This is a genomic window from Bradyrhizobium sp. SZCCHNS3052, assembly GCF_032484495.1.
Classification (GTDB): Bacteria; Pseudomonadota; Alphaproteobacteria; order Rhizobiales; family Xanthobacteraceae; genus Bradyrhizobium.
Window position 1 is genome coordinate 17,167 of record NZ_JAUETB010000016.1, and the last position, 18,562, is coordinate 35,728.

The window sequence follows — 18,562 nt, forward strand, 5'->3', positions numbered from 1 at the left end:
TCCAACTTTCGAGAACATGACGGTGAAAACGTCTCCTCTCCTACCGACTATCCTGGGCGTTCTGATTTCGATCAGCTCAGTGTCAACCGTCATGTATCTGCCCGCCTTTCCGGCGATCGAAACCACGTTCGCCGCCCCGAAGGGCAGCGCTCAAATTACCCTTGCCGCGTGGTTTATTGGCTTGGCCCTCGGTCAAGCTATCCAAGGCGTGCTATCCGATGGGTTTGGGCGCCGCACCCCTTTAATCTGCGGCATTCTCGTCTACACTGCGGCCTCTGCCGGTTGTGCTTTGGCCACCGATATCGAATCGCTGGCCGCGCTGCGTTTTTTCGCTGCGCTTGGATGCTCGGCACCTACGGTCATACCGCGTGCGATGGTCCGTGACATCGCGACCGGTCAAGTCGCAAGACATCTGCTCGCCAAACTGATACTGGTAATGGGCGTCGGCCCCATTGTAGCGCCAATCGGCGGTTCGCTCCTGCTTAATGAATTTGGATGGAGGGCGATTTTTTGGTTTTGCACAGGGTATGGACTAATATCTTGCGCAGTTGCCTCTGCGTTTGTTCCCGAGACGCTGCCACAACAAATGCGCATGACGGTTATGCCGGCGCACGTTCTTGCGTTGAACTTGCGGATCTTAGGCGAGCCCGGCTTCGTGACGAATGTCGTCATGAGTTGTTTTGCTATGTTCACACTATACGCGTACATCACGAGTTCACCCGCTATTCTTATCGAGTTCTATGGATATTCGTCCTGGTTGTATTCGGTCGCGTACGCGATATGGTCCGTCTGCTATATTCTTTCTGCCCAGATTAACGCCCATCTATTCCATCGGTTCGGCGGAGATGCCGTGCTTGGGGTCGCTTCGGCTACAATGCTGTTGGTCTCGATCGGACTTCCCTTGGTCGCTTTTTTGCAGCCCCAGTCTGGCGCGCTTACCGTATTAGCTGTCGGAATTGTTATGCTATGCACTGGGGTGATATTCCCGAACGCGAGCGTCGGCGCTTTGGCCCAGCACGCGTCGAGCGCCGGTAGTGCCGCAGCATTGCTCAGCGCGCTGCAACTTTTGGCTGCTGCGGCAGGCAGCATGCTTGTCGGATATTTTTCCGATGGGAAGCCGCTCGGACCGTGGATGCTCACCTTCCTTGGAGCCTTCGGAACTCTGATCGCGGATCGCTACCGAGCGAAACGCGAACCGCGCGATGCACTCAACTCATAATGAGGCTTGACATTGAAGCCGGTCATGGGAGGTCCGGTTTTGCCGAGGGTCTGCCATTGACCAACCGCTCTACATGCGATGACGAAGTCGGAGAGCGATGGACAATGTTCCGGAGGTGCCGAGCGCACACGCGGCTCCTCGTCCAAGCGTCAAAAGAAGGGTTATCCAAACAATGGCAGGTGATCGATCGCTGAAGCTATCGAAACGGGAAATTGACTGCCTCCATTGGGCAGCCCAGGGCAAATCCTCGTGGGATATTAGTATCGTTTTGCAAATCAGCACGAACACGGTTAATTTTCATCTTAGAAACGCGATGGAAAAGCTGGAGACGGGGAGCCGGCTCGTAGCCATTGTGAAAGCGATCCGGTTGGGTTTTATTGATTTGCCCAAGCTGTGAGCTGACCTCGTGACCTGTGAACTGTTCTTTCGCGACAGACCGATCTCACCGTCAAAAGATTCGGAGTGCACTCGAAAAGATCCATCTGCCCGCGGATGAAACGGACGATGGCTTCCGAGTGTATGGATACGTGTTGCCGGGACAGGCCGTAGACTATCTGTAGGAAGGCCGTTTAGGTCAATAGCAACCTTCCGGCTGTGCGACGACTCACGTTCGGTTGCCCCCTGAGAGCGACATCGCCGGCTATGACCGAGGGTCCAAGATGGGGCCACCAGGCGACTCCGCCAGCGCGGCGATGCCGCGCCCGCTCGTCCGGGAAAGCGAACCTCGTATTTGCCCGATCGAACGTCGCCCCCGGTCCATTGGACTAAACCGCTCGCGCGGACTCCGCGGCTGGCGGCGGAGGCAAGACGATAGCGCAACGGGGCGTCCTGTCTTGAGATGAGGGGTTCGACACCTCACTCAAGACAGGAGCATCCCCAATGACCAAGCAGGCCATCAGCCCGTTGCGCCAGCGCATGATCGAAGACATGGCGATCCGCAAGTTCGCTCCGAAGACCCAACATGACTACGTACAAAGGGTCAAGGACTTCGCCGCGTTGCTCGGCCGCTCTCCCGATCAGGCCGAGCCAGAGGATGTGCGTGGTTTCCGGCTGCATCTGGCGTCGAGCGGCGCCCACGCGCCGAAGGTTTTCGTGAAGCGCATCTTTGCTGTCATACGTTTTTTCAGGATTGGTTTTCCGTGATCGTCGGCTGCCGATGGCCAGCTGGTTCTTGTGCCAAAGTGCTATGTGGAAAATTGTAACGCTTGGCACTTGATTGCACGAGCGTGCCGTAAGGCAAGCCGCGTGATACGAAGAAGACGTTCGGCAGAGCCATGGTCAGCGCGGCACTGTTCGAGAGCCGCCAAGGGCCACGTGGGTTGCCGGCGGTCTTGAGTGCCAGCTCCCGGCCAACGCCGCGGCGTTGCAGCTCATCGAAGCGAGTGCGACCGTGCTTCCATTGGGTCCAGACGATGGCGCGCAACCGCCGCCTGATCCACTCATCGAGCTTGCGCAAAAGCCCAGCGAGCGGGCCCGACACGGGCCTCGTTATATCCCTGCGGTGCAATGCCCATCTGGCAGGCAAGAAGCTCCTGCCAATGGTTCTCAAGTTCCTGGTTCAGTTGATCGGCAACGCGCGTGGCCCTCCGGCCCGTGCGGTCAGAAGACAGCGAACCCTGGTCGAATGCTTGACGATGCCACGCGGGTCCAGTGCCGCAAACTCGACCGGCACGCGCCGAGCGAATGCCAGGTACCATTCCGACGGGTGAGGAAGTCAGGAATGATTCCCTCCCCTGTTGGACGAAATGTTGGACGTCCTGTTGGACGTTTTGTTGCACGCTTTGGCTGGCACGGGGCGGCATCGGTCCGGGTGATACGGCCGAATTCTACCGCGAGCGTGCCGCTGGCTTTCTGTAATTCTTTGTATTTTCAAGTTTTGTGCCTCCGCTTGGAGGCACTTCGGACGGCCAACGCTCTAGAGGGGGTGAGCGGTGTTGGCGCTCCCCTAGGGCAGTCGATGGCGCGCCGGGAACGATTCGAACGTCCGCCCCTCCGATTCGTAGTAAAGGCAAGGTGCTGTCGAGAGGACGTCTGTCCTTCACTCTCGATGAACCCCAAAGATAGCGGCTGCGCGCAGCCGAACCTGGGCCGTCGGGATCCCTCATTCCCGGAGTCCGTCCCAGCGGTTAGACCGGGACGGTGAGTGAGTTATGACAGAAGTGGTTGCGGGGAGGCGCAAGACTCGCGCACGCGCGAGATCCACCCATGCGTCGTGCCGACACCCCGCTGCCAGCTGGCATTGCAATGTCCCGCGATCGCGTTCTCTTCATATACCCAGGGCCGCTCAAGGTCCTTGGTCCGCGCCCCAGTACCGCGCGCAGGCGCGCGGACCGAAGCTTCATTGTGCGAGTTGGTGCTCAACCTTCCTGAGTCCTCTCGCTTCAAGAGGATACCCAATTGCTACCGAGTTCGCGCCGATGCGGCCGCGAGATCGAGAGCGCGCACCCACGGACCGGGTAGTGGACGCAGTATTGACGGGACGGATCAGAATACGGGCAGTTGCGTGAGCAACTTGACTTCATCTGCGCCAAACCTAAGCTACCGGAGTTGGGCCATCACCCCCGAACACGCCAAACCGCGATTTTGGACGAGGATGCGAGTCCCAATGGCTCGAGAAATTCAGGAACTTCGCCTCGAGCCAACAATGATTCTAAGCCATCCGGAGCGCGCTCAATAACGTTACGATTTGGAGATGTCCGACACGTGACCACATAATCGACGTGGTAATCTCGTAGCATCTGATGCGCAACCGGCGCTGGCGCAAGCATGAGCTTGAGCATCGCGAGATTGCCATCGTTATTCCGGTGGTATGGGGCCGCAAACACGGCGTGTTTCGTCGCAGCCAATATGGCCGGGCCGAGATCGATCGGCGCCATGACGCGTCCTCTCGCCAATAGCCCCATAGGCTCGGCATCCGAAACACTTTGGCATCGGGACTCGTCAGGTTCAAATACCATTTCAGTCGGCTCTACCATCGAATCGATCAGTGGTTTCGCGCAATTTCCAAGTACCGCGAACATGACCGGAGACAAGACGAACGCCACCAAAACGAGGCTGCTTGTCTGGGCAAGCGATGGCCAGATGAAGACGGCGGCTGCGGCGAATATTGGCGCTGCCGCCATGGCAGCCCCGCCTGTTCCGCGCATTTCCCACACGCTGATCGCAATCAACGTCGCGAGGGCAGCGACACCAACACCCCACCGAAATCGATCAACCGGGTTGGCTCGCAAAAATGCCGCTGCCGCGATTGCCATTGTTATAAGAGGAAACGCGTAAAAGCCGAGTACTTCCTCTGGACCGATCCGGATCATCTCCGCCAGGGATACGGTCTCCTGAACATGATCGAGCCATAGAGAAACGACCAGCGGATCAAGCTGCGAATACGGCAACACCAGCGATCGCGCAAAAAGCAGGACGAACGCACCGAGCAAGGCGATCACGGTTCCGGTCGCAGTGCCAACACGCAGCCATAGCGAGGATCGGTAACGCTCAATTCCAACCATTAGCACCAGGCCAACGCTCCCGCCCACGGTCAACAAAAGCAGCGGGCCCCCGAACGCGTCAAGCACGGGCAACGTTAGTTCCTCTGCCGGAACCAACGCAAATCCGAGAGCCGCCGATGATGCGGCTAGCGCGAGAGCAAAGGCCGAGACTTCGCGCGCAACCTCTCCACCACGCCAGACGAAAAGACCCGCCATGGCACCGCATATCGTGACGATCACCGGCAGGATCTCAACTCCGATTGCGAGCGACACAGATCCGGTCAACGCTGCGAGCGCCGCCCTGGTCGCGCTTCGATCGGCCTGGATCGCAAAGAGAAGCATCAGGAGCAAGAGATCGATTTGCACGTTGTGATGATCGATCGCGCCCGGCTTGAAGTGAATCAATGCTGGCGCTGCCAGCATAGCCAGCACAGCTGCGCCCAGCGATGAGGCCGCGACGCCTTCGCTCATACGGTAGGCAATCGTCCCGACGAGCACGAGAGCCACGAGAAGCAGAAGTATTGGCCAGACGAACAGCGTTACCGCTTCCGCATGGAGCGGACCGATCAAAGGTTTCAAGGTCAGGATCGATATAGCTAGTGGCAGATCGACAATCCGCGACCAATGCATAAGCACGCCGGATGGACCCAGGCGGTATTGCCGGAGATCCCACCAGGCCTGGCCGTCGAGAAAATCCCGGATTTCGACAAGACGCATCGCATCATCGGTCGACATGGCGTCGAAAACGCCGCCCCTGATCGAGAGCAGCTTGAACGCCATCGCCGCAGTAAGCCCCAGCACCAGGATCAGAACGCCGACGGCTCTTGCTCTGCCCTGGCTTGCAACCGAGTTTGAACCCGAAACGGCGTCTGACATGGTGAGCCCACTGGTTTCCGCAGCATCAACAACCGAGTTTAACTGGAGCAGCACGCACCGCGTCGAACTGCACAACGTCTGCACAGCACTGAGCCCATCGGGTTCAAGTGGTCCGCGAGCTGCAGATATCGAGCCGATTCGTCGCTCCCGCCGGCCCCAACGCGGCCCATCTGGCAGCGCCACCAAGATGTGACCCGGATTTACTCCGACGAAGATCCTGCGTTTGGCATAGCGGACGGCCAATAAGCGGGCCATTGCGTGCGGCGCTGTGACCTGACAAATACAGATCTCAAGAAGTGCTTGACCATCACGATAGACCCGCCAGCCACAGCGGCGCCTCCGATGAGGTCGATGATGTAGTGCGCACCGATCAGGGGCGTCGCGGCAACCATCCAGGTATTGAGCGCGATCGACGCCGGCCGCAAAACTCGGATCGGCCACAAAGCCCAGATATAAAGAACTGCCGACGCCGTGTGGAAGCTTGGGAATGATACGATGCCCGCTAGCCTGAGCACGTCGAGCTGTCGTAACGACCCATCTCGTAACGCGAAAATATCCCGAAGCTGCGCCGCGTAATTTGTCGAGTCAACCTTCGGGAATTGCTCGCCCGGCGACAATCCCAGACCATAGTAGGTCCCTATGGCCGGAATGAAGGCGGACACGACAATCGTTACAGCGAGTGCAACGCTCAACGTCAGCACGAATTGCTGAAGTCGCAAGAACCGCGATCCCATCGCCAAAACGATCGGGATCGCGAGCAGGGGCCACTTGATGAAGCCGTATCCAACTTTCAAGTAGTGCACGATCCAGCTGTGGGCATTGAAAAACGCTGCAATCCCCTGGGGATCAAACCCAATTGCGCGGTCGATCCACAATAGGCTCTGATCCTGTAGGGGCCAATTCATCGCGTTTGCGACATAACTAAGAGGGCCAGCGATCGCCGTGAGCAATATGATCTGAGCTGTGACACCAAACCAGAAGACAAGTTTAGGATCCGCAGAAGCCTGCCTGATGTGGGCATAACCATACGCAATACTCGCAAGCGAAATCGCAATAGCAACGAGAACTCCGAAACCCATTGGCTCCAAGGAAAAGTCGGAGTACGTCAAGGCACTCAACAGCGCCGCGCCAAACAGAGCGATTGGCAGCCAATTGAGATTGAGTGTTTGCCACGCGAGGCTTTCTTCGTCGGCTTTCATGCCTGCAGGCCATCGTTTCCTTCAACGAAGCTCTTTTGACGATCGCGAGCGCAACATCTGACGAAAGCACGGAACATTGGATCGCATTCCCAGGGAGCTGATCGCGGCACATCTCTCAAGCAGGGCTCTTTAACCCGGCGGCCAGTGGCCCGCAGATCACCCGATCTCTCACCCCGCAAAATTACGGGACAAAACTTAAGGTAGTGTGAAAGGGGAGATCCTGAGATTCACGAGTCACAAACGAGGCGCGTTCTGAAGCCATTTGCAGAGCGGCCGGATTCATGAGAGGGCATTTTGGTAGATCTGGCTGGACACAATTCTCTCACCGGTTGCGTACCATTGTGGAACCTGTGCCGCGGCTTTTGCGCGGGGATATAACGCCGCGCGATCTCTAGGCTACGGCAGCAACGAAACCACGCTTTACAATCGTTTGGCCGGTGAGCGAGAGCCCTGGAGTAGATCGGTGAAGCAGAGCGGGCGTTGGTGGAAACCTCGCCGTCAACTTTCTACGCAAATGCGCATGAGCTTCTGCCGCTCCGGGGGATGCAGTACCTGGCGATATCCCTCGGCGCCACGTCAGCGCGCGACAGCGGGCCTGACATAGACACTTTCGTACTTCCCGATATGGTCCTCAGTCCAGCCTCGCTTTCCTACGAGGAACTGCCTCAATTCATCATGCCCCTTAAGCCACACGACAGCATCGATATGGTACTTCTCGAGCACCTCATCCCAGGCGGCTTCATCGACCTCCCAATGCACGAGCTTGAAGTAGTCGCGGAGCAACTCATCAGGATAAGCCGTGGCCGCTCGGCCGTCGACAAAGAGCCGGACTGATCCATGGGTAAGGAAGATCAGATATCCTCCAACATTCCAATGGTTAAGCACCCGCGCATGCGCAAAATGCTTCTCCAGGTATTCGGCGTCCTGCTCCGACAACATGTTTGGCAATGCCAAAGCCGGCTGTACTCGGATAAAAGTAACCGGAAGGACACATGCGCCAACGAGCGCTGCAGTCAGAAGCGCGCGCTGAATTTGCGGCTTGGGCAGCCGAGTGGGAAGAAGCCGATCGAGATGAAGAGCCACCGGCACCGTCGAAAAGATGAAAAAGAATGACATGTATCGAAACTGGGAAAGTCCGAGCGCGAGAAATGCCCAACACAGAATGCGGTGCTCAGCGCGGATTTTCGCCGTTACGCCGTACCGCAGTTCCAGCGCGATGAACACAATAATGTAGGCCATTCCGGGAAGGCTGCCCGGAATTTCGACATTGTGAGAATAGGGAAGCCACTCTCCAATATGTCCCTGAACAAAGTGTCCCAAGGTAGCGGCCACGCCTTTGTAGATTTTCCAGCCGAGCGGATTGACGAAGGTAGCGGCTAGGCAGCCGCAACCAGCCACTACGATGGCCCTTAAGTTGTTCCAGTCACCTCGGAGAATGGCCCCGCCACCGAAGACAGCGAGGATCATGAAGCCAAGCACGAATCCACCGTGCAAATTCACCCAGAGCACCATCAGCAAGGGTAGCAACAACAGTTTGGTCGGCCGCAAACACTCCCGGTAGAAGACCACGCTGAATACCATGGTCGCGATGTTGGGAGATGCTGCGAGATAGCTGTTAGGCGCCGTATCGTAGGAGGGATACAGCAGGCAAACCGCAAATGTCCCGATGCAGGCGGCGAACGCGGAAGCGCCACTTCGCAAGCAAGCCGACGTGAGATATCCAGCGATCAGGATTCCGCACACCAAGACGAGGACAACAAGACCTGCGTATCCGCTGAACTTGAAGATTGTGCTGGCAACCACGTCCCATAGCCACGAGAGGTTGAACCACTGTTGGGTCCCGAGGGTGAACGACCAGGGATCCTGGAAGGGGATGCGCTCTTCGGTTCGAATCAAGTCGCCAGCGGCAAGATGCCAGCCAAGGTCGTAATGACTTAGGACGAGTGATGCGTTGGAAAGATAGAAAACGCTCAAAAGAGAGATCAGGAACGCGTAAGTTCCCAAGTGGTGCGACGGCGGCTGATCGGTCGCAGCCGACGTGGCCAGCACCTCACGCCCGGGTAACGTCTGCTCGCACATGTTGTACTTCTGCCTTCCGAGCAGCGCGCGCAACCCACTTCGATACCGATACTTTTGCGCTACCTGTACCTGAATACGGGAGGGCGTCTAAGGCGGAGTAAAAAACACGTTCGCATCGATCTCCTCGCACGGACAAATGGACGCTGGTTAACAAGTTATAAATGACAGATGTGCCCGGGCCGGCTGATGGAAACGGCGTTTTGGACGGGCGTCCCCAGAGGCGAGGAAGTGCCGCCGTCATCGCGATGAAGGTGAGTCTTGTCAACGATCGTAGCTGGCTTGCCGCGACAGTCGACGAGGGACTTACTTCCCCCTCGTTTGGCGCCGAGATTGAGGTGTTCGCCATCCCGCAGAATCACTAGTTGCTGGCATGGCCGGCAGCAGAGGATCCGGAGGCACGTCGGCAAGCAGGCCGAGTTGAGATTGAACTGGTGCGCCCGACGAGTCGAGCGAGCCAGCTTTCGTCTCCGTGTACCTCACTCTCTACGCGTGCCAAGCGGCCGCAATCGATGCCTGCAAGCTCGGGTCGCTGGACGCTGCCTGGCTCCCTGCGCTGGTCGGATCGAAGCCCGCATGGCTAGACGAATAGCTCGCCATGGCCTGGACCAGCTGCGAGATCTGGCTGTCAATCTTGAGACCCCTGGCGGTGATCTCCTGCAGCTGGTTCGATGGCGCCGAAAACCAGTTCTTGATCGTGACGTTCTGAGTCGTGCCGAGCAGGTCGATCTGCAGATCGTTGCCGGACTGCAGGAACCAGAGATCGTTGTCCGTCACGCCCGTTCCGAAAGCTAGCTGTCCGCTGGCGGTAGAGCTGCTCGCAGTTCCGTTCACGATCGTCTCCTGGCCCGCGCCGAACAGATACCGATCGTTTCCTCCGCCACCGATAAACGTGTCATTGCCGGCGCCGCCAACAAAAACTTCAGAGCTAGCTGTTCCTGCCAGCGTAGCCGAACCTGCTGTGCCGGTAGAGCCGGTCCCGACCACGAGCTGCACCTGCTGGTCGGCAAATCCGAGCGAAGCAATGCCGGACAGCGTGTCGGTTCCGTCCGGACTGCCGCTGCGCAGGTCGCTGACCACGACCTGATTAGCCGAATTCAAAGATACCGTGTAGTTCGCAAAGTTGCCGGAGAATGCGGCCGTATCAACCCCGCCCCCACCGACGATCACATCGTTGCCTCCGGATCCGACGAATATCTCGTTGGCCGCGGAGCCGCTCAGCGCATCGACGCCCGCCGTTCCCGAGACGACCCCGATCGCTGCGTCAGCAAAGATCAGCTGCGTCAGGCCGACCGCGGAATTGGCTCCCGATGCGCCTGCACGAGTGTCCAGGATCAAGACATCGCCGAAGGCATCGGCGGCAAATCGATAGCTGCCGTAGCTTCCGGCAAAGATCAGGCTGCCGGTCGCAGTTGCAAAACTGTTTGCTCCTGCCGGCGCCGTCAGCGTCACGACCTCGCCGCCTCCATTCTGGAAGTAGCGAACCTCGACCGCATGCGACCCGATCCCCAGTGTCACCTGGCCGGAGACCGTGTTATTGCCGTGCAGCCCGTCATTGTTCACGACCCGCACGCCATCGATGTAGAGTGCGGAGCCGTCGTCGGAAGCGAGGCTGAACGTATAGGTTCCAGCCGTCGTGATGGTGAGGTTGGCCTGGTAGGCCGTCGCGAAATTGACGTGCGACGAGGCTGGCCAGGCTGCGTCTGCGGTACCCGAGATCTGGGACACTGTCGTCACGAAGCTCGGCGCAGCCCCCCAGTTGATGTCCGATAGTTGCGACGGTCCGGAGGACAGAGCAAAAAACTTGGCGACGAATCCTTGTTGACCGTGCCACGCTCCCGCTATTGCGCTCTGCACCGCCAAATCGCCCGGGACCTGCGAGGCCGACGCCGGATCAAAGCCCGGATGAGCCACCGCATAGGCCGACATCGCTTGAACCAGAGTCCCGATCGCGCTGCCATCGAGGACCGTCGTTCCTGCAGTGATGGTCTGCAATTGACTGGCGGAGCCGGTAAACCAATTCGCGACCGTCACCCGTGTCGTAGTCCCGAGCACGGCGATCACGAGATTATTGCCCGATTGTGTGAACCACAGCTTCTGCGCCGTAATCCCGCTGCCGAAATCGACCTGGTTCTTCGCACCAAGTGTGGCCGAAAGATTGATGGTGGCCTGCCCCGTTGTCGACGATGTCCGGAACAGGTTGGTGCGGGTGCCGCCGAATGCCGTCTCGGCTCCGTCACCAAGCACGAAGATGTTCGATCCCGTGGCGTTTCCGACCAGCGTTGGATTGCTGCTGCTTCCATTCCAGGTAAAGGTCTGAGATGCGTCCCTGACCGCCGCTCGGTCCCAGACGGTGCCGTCGGCAAACCGGACTTGCTGGACGCCGCTGGTGCTCGACTGCACCATGTTGTCGATCCTGATCAGATCGCCATTGCTGCCGATCGTGAGGATCCAGTCGTTGCCGTTCGAGGATGTAGCGACCGACACGTCGGACGGCCGGATTCCGGTCCCGAGGGACAGCACATTGGCCGCCGTGCTCGAGCTGTCGGTCTCGTCGATCTCAAGCTGGCCATATCCGGTGTTGAACACGAAGATGTCGTTGCCGCCGCGCCCGTGCGCGACATCATTACCTCCCTTGCCGTCGAATATGTCGGCTCCCAGCGAACCCCAGAGAACGTCGTTGGCGGCAGTACCTGTCGTCTCCAGCGCGAGCAGCTGTTGCCTCGACCACACTGTTCCGTCGGCGAACCGCAGCGTCTGGATGCCTCCCGTGCTCGTCAGATCGCCGTGAATATCAATCTTGTCGGTGTCGTCGTTCCGGATACGAAGGATCAGGTCGGCGCCATTCTCGACCTGGACGTAAACATCCTGCGCAGAGATGCCTGCCCCCAAATTGATCGTGCCCGTCGCGCCGTTCAGATTGATGTCGGTCCGTCCGACGCCGCGGCTGTACAGCAACGTGTTGGCGCCTCCCACCGACGCCGCATTTGCAAAATTGACCGAGACATTACTAGCGCTGATTTCATAGACGTTCGAACCGTAGGCCGAGCCGGACAGCGTGGTCGACGAGGTGTTGCCGAGCCAGGTAAACGTGATCGGCACGGACGCTGTACCACCCAGGGCGATCGAGCTGCCGTCGCTGAAAACCAGTTTGTCGATGGAGCTGGTGGCGGCGCCGCCGCTGACCGTCAAGTCCGAGTGAACGAGAATGTTGTCAGTCGCATTGTTGCGGAACTTGACGATCAGATCGCTGCCGTTAGCCTGCAGCAGCACGTCCTGCGCCGTGACGCCAGTGCCGAATTGCAACGTGCCCTTGCTTGCCCCAGGCCACACCGACAGGGCGCCTGAGCCCGTCGCATATTTGATCGTATTCGTGCCGGCCACCCCGTTACTATAGTTGCCAAATCCAAGATTGCCGGATGCGGAGACCTCGAACACGTTCGAGCCGAAGTTGGTATTGCCGAGATCGAAGCCGTTGGTTTTTCCCACCCAGGTGAACGTGATCGGCACGGACGCCGAACCGCCCAGGGCGATCGAGGTACCGTCGCTGAATACCAGGCTGTTGATCGAGCTGGAGGCCACGCCGCCACTGACCGTCAGGTCCGAGTGAACAAGAATGTTGTCGCTTGCATTGTTGCGGAACTTGACGATCAGATCGCTGCCGTTGGCCTGCAACAGCACGTCCTGCGCTGTGACGCCGGTGCCGAACTGCAGCGTACCCTTGCTCGCGCCGGGCCACACCGACAGCGCGCCTGAGCCCGCCGCAAACTTGATTGTATTGGTGCCGGCAACGCCGTTGCTGTAGTTGCCGAAGCCAAGATTGCCGGACGCGGAGACCTCGAAGACGTTCGAGCCGAAATTGGTGTTTCCTAGATCGAAGCCATTGCTGTTGCCGATCCACGTGAAGGTCAGCGGCGCCCCCACCCCCGCGCCCGGCTGCCCGACTGGCAGAACCGTGCCGTCGCTGAAGGCGATGCGGATGATGGCGCTGGAAACGCCCCAGGGCTGCACGGTGAGATCCCGCGGCACGGTGATGACGTCGCTGCTGTTCCTGAACCGGATCGTCAGGTCGCCATTGCCGTTCGCCTGGAAGTAGAGATCGGATGACGAGATCCCGGTTCCCATCCGGATGGTCGTGATCGTATTCGCAACGGTTACTTGGCCGCTTCCAGCGTTGAACAGATAGGCGTTTGCGTCGCTGCCTCCCGACACGAGGTCAAGGACCTGGGCCTGACTCCAACTCGCACCGTCGGCGAAGCTGATTGTAGAGAGGGTCCCGTTGCTGAATTGGCCTTTCACAGTGATCGTCTTGCCCGTGGAGATGTTCTGAATGACCAGATCCGCGCCGTTGCCCGGCCGACTCAAGGCTACCGCGCTGGAGGCAATGCCTTGCATCACCAGCGCGTTGCCGCTGGTACTGTCGTCAATGACATCATTACCACCCACCGAACTGTAGATGTAAGTATCCGTTCCGCTGCCGCCGTTCAGGTAATCATCTCCGGCGCCCCCACTCAGCGTGTCATTGCCGCCGAGGCCATACAGCGTGTCGTTGCCGCTGGTCCCGACAATCACGTCGTCGTTCTGGTCAAAGCCAGTAATGTTCGTTGCTCCAGCCGCGATCTGCTGCGCGATATAGGCACTCTCCAGCTGCTGCTTGCTCCATACCGTGCCGTCGCCGAGCACCACCTGCTCGAGGCCGACACTGGCGCCGCTGTCAAACGCCACCATGCGGACCGAGCCCGCCTGGTCGGTGAAGCTCAACGTCACGTCGCTGCCGCTGCGGGTGATCACGAGGTTCGAGGCCGTCAGCCCCGCCCCCAGAACCAGCCTGTCGTTCGATCCATCGAACGCGGTGCCATCCGTGATCGTGTCGTTGCCATCGCCGGCGTTGTAGACGTAGGTGTCCGAGCCACTGCCGCCATCCAGCATGTCGTCGCCGCGTCCGCCGGTCAGTGTGTCGTTGCCACCGAGGCCATACAGCGTATCGTTGCCGCTGGTTCCACCGATCACGTCGTTGTTCTGGTCGAAGCCGGTGATCGTGGTCGCACCCGCCGCCATCTGCTGCGCGATGTAGGCGCTCTCCAGCTGCTGCTTGCTCCACACTGTGCCGTCGCCGAGCACCACCTGCTCGAGGCCGACACTGGCGCCACTGTCAAACGCCACCATGCGGACCGAGCCCGCCTGGTCGGTGAAGCTCAACGTCACGTCGCTACCGTTGCGGCTGATCACAAGGTTCGAGGCCGTCAGCCCTGCCCCCAGACCCAGCCGATCGTCGGAGCCGTCGAACGCGGTCCCGTCAATGATCGTATCGTTGCCATCGCCGGCGTTGTAAACGTAGGTGTCGGAGCCACTGCCACCATCCAGCGTGTCGTCGCCGCGTCCGCCGGACAGTGTGTCGTTGCCACCGAGGCCGTACAGCGTGTCGTTGCCGCTGGTCCCGCCAATCACGTCGTTATTCTGATCGAAGCCGGTGATCGTGGTCGCGCCCGCAGCCATCTGCTGCGCGATGTAGGCACTCTCCAGCTGCTGCTTGCTCCATACCGTGCCATCGCCGAGCACCACCTGCTCGAGGCCGACACTGGCGCCGCTGTCGAAGGCCACCATGCGGACCGAGCCTGCCTGGTCGGTGAAGCTCAATGTCACGTCGCTACCATTGCGGCTGATCACGAGATTCGAGGCCGTCAGCCCCGCTCCCAGAACCAGCCTGTCGTTGGAGCCGTCGAACGCGGTCCCGTCCATGATAGTATCGTTGCCGTCGCCGGCATTGTAGACGTAGGTGTCGGAGCCGTTGCCGCCATCCAGCGTGTCGTCGCCGCGCCCGCCGGTTAGCGTGTCGTTGCCGCCGAGGCCATACAGGGTGTCGCTACCGCTGGTGCCGACGATTACGTCGTTGTTCTGATCGAAACCGGTGATCGTGGTCGCGCCGGCCGCGATCTGCTGCGCGATGTAGGCGCTCTCAACCTGCTGCTTGCTCCACACCGTGCCGTCGCCGAGCACCACCTGCTCCAGGCCGACACTGGCGCCGCTGTCAAACGCCACCATACGGACGGAGCCTGCCTGGTCGGTGAAGCTCAACGTCACGTCGCTGCCGTTGCGGCTGATCACGAGATTGGAGGCCGTCAGCCCCGCCCCCAGAACCAGCCTGTCGTTGGAGCCGTCGAACGCGGTACCGTCAATGATCGTATCATTGCCGTCACCGACATTGTAGAGATAGCTGTCCGATCCAGCGCCGCCATCAAGCTGATCATCGCCCAGCCCACCTGCCAGGATATCTGATCCATTCGTCCCGACGAGCGTGTCATTGCCCGAAGTCCCCCCGACCGAGACCAGCATTTGGAACAGGGTCAACGGCGACCAGACAGTCCCGTCAGCAAAGACGATCTGCTCAATATTCTGCCAGTCGAGTTCGGCCTTCAGCAATACTGAGCCGCCGTCATTGCCGCCCGCCGTGCTCGGCGCGATCACCAGGGCCACGTCGCTTCCGTTGCGCGTCAGCGAGACCCGCGACGGCGAGATGTCGACCAGCATGAGTTTGTCGATGCTGCCGTCCGACGTACCACCATCGATGATCGTATCGTTGCCGTCACCGCCCTTATACACATACGTGTCGGAGCCGGCGCCGCCACTGAGCTGATCGTCGCCTTGGCCGCCATTGAGAAAGTCGACTCCAGACCCGCCGTTCAAAGTGTCGTTGCCGGACGTGCCGTAGATCAGGCGCCAGTTCGTTCCATCGCTGAACCCGATCGTATTCAGGCCTTTGGCGGACGCCCCGTTAAAGGTGACACTGTCATTGCTGCCCGCGAGCGCGACTGTCACATCACCGTTGGAGGCAGTCTGGACGCTCACATCGGATTGGGCGATTCCGGCTGCCAGTTTGAGCGCGGCTCCGGTTCCGGTCAGTGTCACCGTGGCGTGGCCAATACCTCGCTTGAAGATGATGACATCGTTGGCCGAACCTGCTGTGACCGTGTCACCGCCGGGTCCGAGTTCGAAAATGTTGGTTCCATACGAACTGCCCGTCAGCACCGTGTTCGTATCGGTGCCGATATAGGTGAACGTCAACGGCTTCGTGAGATTCCAAGTCGTACCGTCTGCGAAATGGACGTTCTCGACCACGGACGACGAGTTGGCGAAGGCCGATTGGACCAGAACAGAGTCTGTCGAGTTCCGGAATCGCACGTAAAGATCGTTGCCGACCGCCTGCAAGATCGCATCGCTCGCGGCAAGGCCGCGGCCGAAAGACAGAGTGTCGGTCCCCCCGGCCTCGATGATCGTGTCTTGCCCATCGCCAGCATTGAAGATGTAGGTGTCGTCACCAGCGCCGCCCTGCAGCACGTCGTTGCCACGCAGCCCTTCGATCGTGTCATTGACGCCGGAGCCCACGATCGTCTCGGCGGCATTCATGCCGAGCGTGACATTGTCGGTTCCGCCGATCGCCGCAGCGAGGATGTCGGCGCTCGACCACACCGTACCATCGTCGAAGACGATCTGCTCGATCGTTCCCGTGCCGGCAAACTGGCCCGCCAATGTCAGCCGGCTGTTGTGATCCGCCTCGAACAGCAGCAGGGCATTGTCGCCGCTGCGCACGATATGAACCTGGCTGGGCACGATGCCATGCAGCAGAACCGTATCGCCGTCGCTGCTAGCCTGATCGTCGACGATGTCGACGCCATCCCCAAGCGTATAGACGTAGGTGTCGGCGCCGCCCCGCCCGATCAGCCGGTCATTGCCGGCGCCACCGGTCAGGATGTTCGCCCCGTCGTCGCCACCCAGGACGTCGTCGCCGCTGGTCGGCACCAGCGACTTCGAGAGAAGCGCGGCACGGTCCCAGACCGTGCCGTCGGCGAACTGCACGAAATCGACGCCGCCGGTGGTGCCGATCAGCTGATTGCTCAGCAGCACGCTGTCGCTGCTCCCGGCAATGCTCAGGACGATATCCTGCCCGCCATTGGCTTGCGTCACCACGATGTCGGCCGGCGCAATATCCGCGGCGAATTGCAGCCGGTCCACATCGGCCGCCGCGCCATTGTCGTTGATGCGGTCGTTGCCGCCGCCGCGACCGAACAGATAGATATCGTTGCCGACGCCTCCCTCGAGATAGTCGTTGCCACCGGCGCCGGCGAGCGTGTCGTTGCCGGCCGCGCCATAGATTGTATCATTCCCAGTTCCGCCGGTCAGGACATTGTCGGCGTAGTCGCCATAAAGGGTGGCGTTCGCCGCGGTCGGCAGTGTCGCATGTGCCAGCAGGTCCGCCCGGCTCCAGACGGAGCCGTCCGCGAATACGACCTGGTCGACGCCGCCGGTCTTGGCGACCAGCTGGTTCTGCAGCAGAATGCTGTCCGTCGTTCCGCCGATCGAGAGCAGCAGGTCGCGCCCGCCATTGGCCTCGGTCACTGTCACAGAGCCGACGGCAATGCCAGTTCCCAGCCGCAGGGTATTGACCTCACTGCTGTTCGAGCTGCCGTTGTCGAAGATCGTGTCCTGTCCGTCGCCGAGATTAAACAGATAGGTATCATTGCCAGTGCCACCGACCAACACATCATTGCCGGTGCCACCAGCCAGAACGTCGTCGCCTCCCGCGCCATACAGCGTGTCGTTCCCAGCGCCGCCGTTCAGCGTGTTGCCGAGATAATCGCCATAGAACGTGTCGTTTCCGCTCGTCGGCGCCGTCGCCTGCGCCAGCAGCGCCGCGCGCGTCCACACCGTTCCGTCGGCGAACACGACCTGATCGACGCCGCCGGTGGCCGAGACCAGCTGGTTCTTCAACGTAACCTTGTCAGTGGTGCCGCTGATGGTAAGCACGAGATCGCCGCCGCCATTCGCCTCGGTCACCACCACGTTCGCAGGCAGGATCCCGCTGCCGAGCTGCAGCGTGTTGGTCTCTCCGCTCGCCGCCCCATTGTCCGTGATCGTGTCCTGGCCATCACCCACGTTGAACACATAGGTGTCGTTGCCGGCTCCGCCCGACAGCGTGTCATTGCCGGTCCCACCGATCAGGGTATCGTCGCCGGCACCGCCCGACAGTGTGTCATTGCCCGCACCGCCGCTCAGCGTATTGGCGTTGTAGTCGCCATAGAACGTATCGTTGCCGCTCGTCGGCGCCGTCGCGAGCGCCAGCAGCGCGGCCCGATTCCAGATCGTGCCATCGGCAAACACGACCTGATCGACGCCCCCAGCCGCCGAGAGCAGCTGACTGCGCAAGGTGATCTTGTCGGTCGTTCCGGTGATGCTCAGCACCAGATCCCCGGTACCGGACTCCTTGACGGTGTCCTGGCCCGCCGTGATCCCGGACCCGAACTGCAGCGTGTTGACCTCACCGCTACCGGCGCCATTGTCGAAGATCGTATCCTGGCTGTCACCGCGGTTGAAGATGTAGGTGTCGTTGCCCAGTCCGCCCTGCAGCGTGTCGTTGCCCTGCCCACCAATCAGCGTGTCGTCGCCGGTCTGGCCGTAGATGGAGTCTGCCGACGAGGTGCCGATGAGCGTGTCGTTACCTGATGTGCCGAATATCGTGGTCATGAATGCCCCCAAGTCGCCCGTACGTCAAACTCACTTTAGCTCAGGCTTTAGCCGTTGTTCACAGACGCCCGAAGTACTAACTCCAACCCCAATTGTACCCGCCAACTCATGCATTCGCCGGCAGCGACGGTCAACATCACCAAATCCAACTAAATTAGTGCGGCGCAACCAACGACTTCTGGCTTGTCTCG

Annotated in this window: 8 protein-coding genes; 3 read left to right on the forward strand and 5 right to left on the reverse strand. The window is 60.0% G+C overall.

Annotated elements, in window-relative coordinates; all coding sequences use genetic code 11:
• Positions 1-16: 16 nt before the first annotated feature.
• The 3 genes from QX073_RS31230 (at position 17) to QX073_RS31240 (ending at position 2,362) form a co-directional block, all read left to right on the forward strand.
• Positions 17-1,219, forward strand: coding sequence for a Bcr/CflA family efflux MFS transporter (locus QX073_RS31230; protein ID WP_315718613.1), 1,203 nt, complete (start codon positions 17-19; stop codon positions 1,217-1,219).
• Positions 1,220-1,316: 97 nt separating this feature from the next.
• Entirely contained in the window at positions 1,317-1,616 is a 300-nt protein-coding gene (locus QX073_RS31235) for a helix-turn-helix domain-containing protein (RefSeq protein WP_315718612.1), read from the forward strand.
• Between the two features lie 482 nt (positions 1,617-2,098).
• The gene (locus QX073_RS31240) at positions 2,099-2,362 is read left to right on the forward strand and encodes a phage integrase N-terminal SAM-like domain-containing protein (protein ID WP_315769830.1); all 264 of its coding nucleotides are present in this window, start codon (positions 2,099-2,101) and stop codon (positions 2,360-2,362) included.
• On the opposite strand, the gene QX073_RS31245 is transcribed toward QX073_RS31240, so the two are convergent.
• From QX073_RS31245 to QX073_RS31265, 5 genes are all read right to left on the reverse strand, one after another.
• Positions 2,343-2,699 carry a group II intron maturase-specific domain-containing protein gene (locus tag QX073_RS31245; RefSeq protein WP_315718070.1) on the reverse strand — a complete coding sequence of 119 codons (357 nt, stop codon included), beginning with the start codon at positions 2,697-2,699 and terminating at the stop codon, positions 2,343-2,345. The genes QX073_RS31240 and QX073_RS31245 overlap by 20 nt on opposite strands.
• 1,075 nt (positions 2,700-3,774) lie before the next feature.
• Complete coding sequence (locus QX073_RS31250) at positions 3,775-5,631, reverse strand: hypothetical protein (RefSeq protein ID WP_315729359.1); 1,857 nt, start codon at positions 5,629-5,631, stop codon at positions 3,775-3,777.
• A 146-nt stretch (positions 5,632-5,777) separates the two neighbouring features.
• Complete coding sequence (locus QX073_RS31255; protein WP_315716590.1) at positions 5,778-6,776, reverse strand: phosphatase PAP2 family protein; 999 nt, start codon at positions 6,774-6,776, stop codon at positions 5,778-5,780.
• Positions 6,777-7,352: 576 nt separating this feature from the next.
• A complete protein-coding gene (locus QX073_RS31260) occupies positions 7,353-8,855 on the reverse strand; it encodes a hypothetical protein (RefSeq protein ID WP_315716589.1) in 1,503 nt (500 codons plus the stop codon).
• Positions 8,856-9,338: 483 nt separating this feature from the next.
• Complete coding sequence (locus QX073_RS31265; protein ID WP_316172819.1) at positions 9,339-18,371, reverse strand: calcium-binding protein; 9,033 nt, start codon at positions 18,369-18,371, stop codon at positions 9,339-9,341.
• Positions 18,372-18,562: the final 191 nt, after the last annotated feature.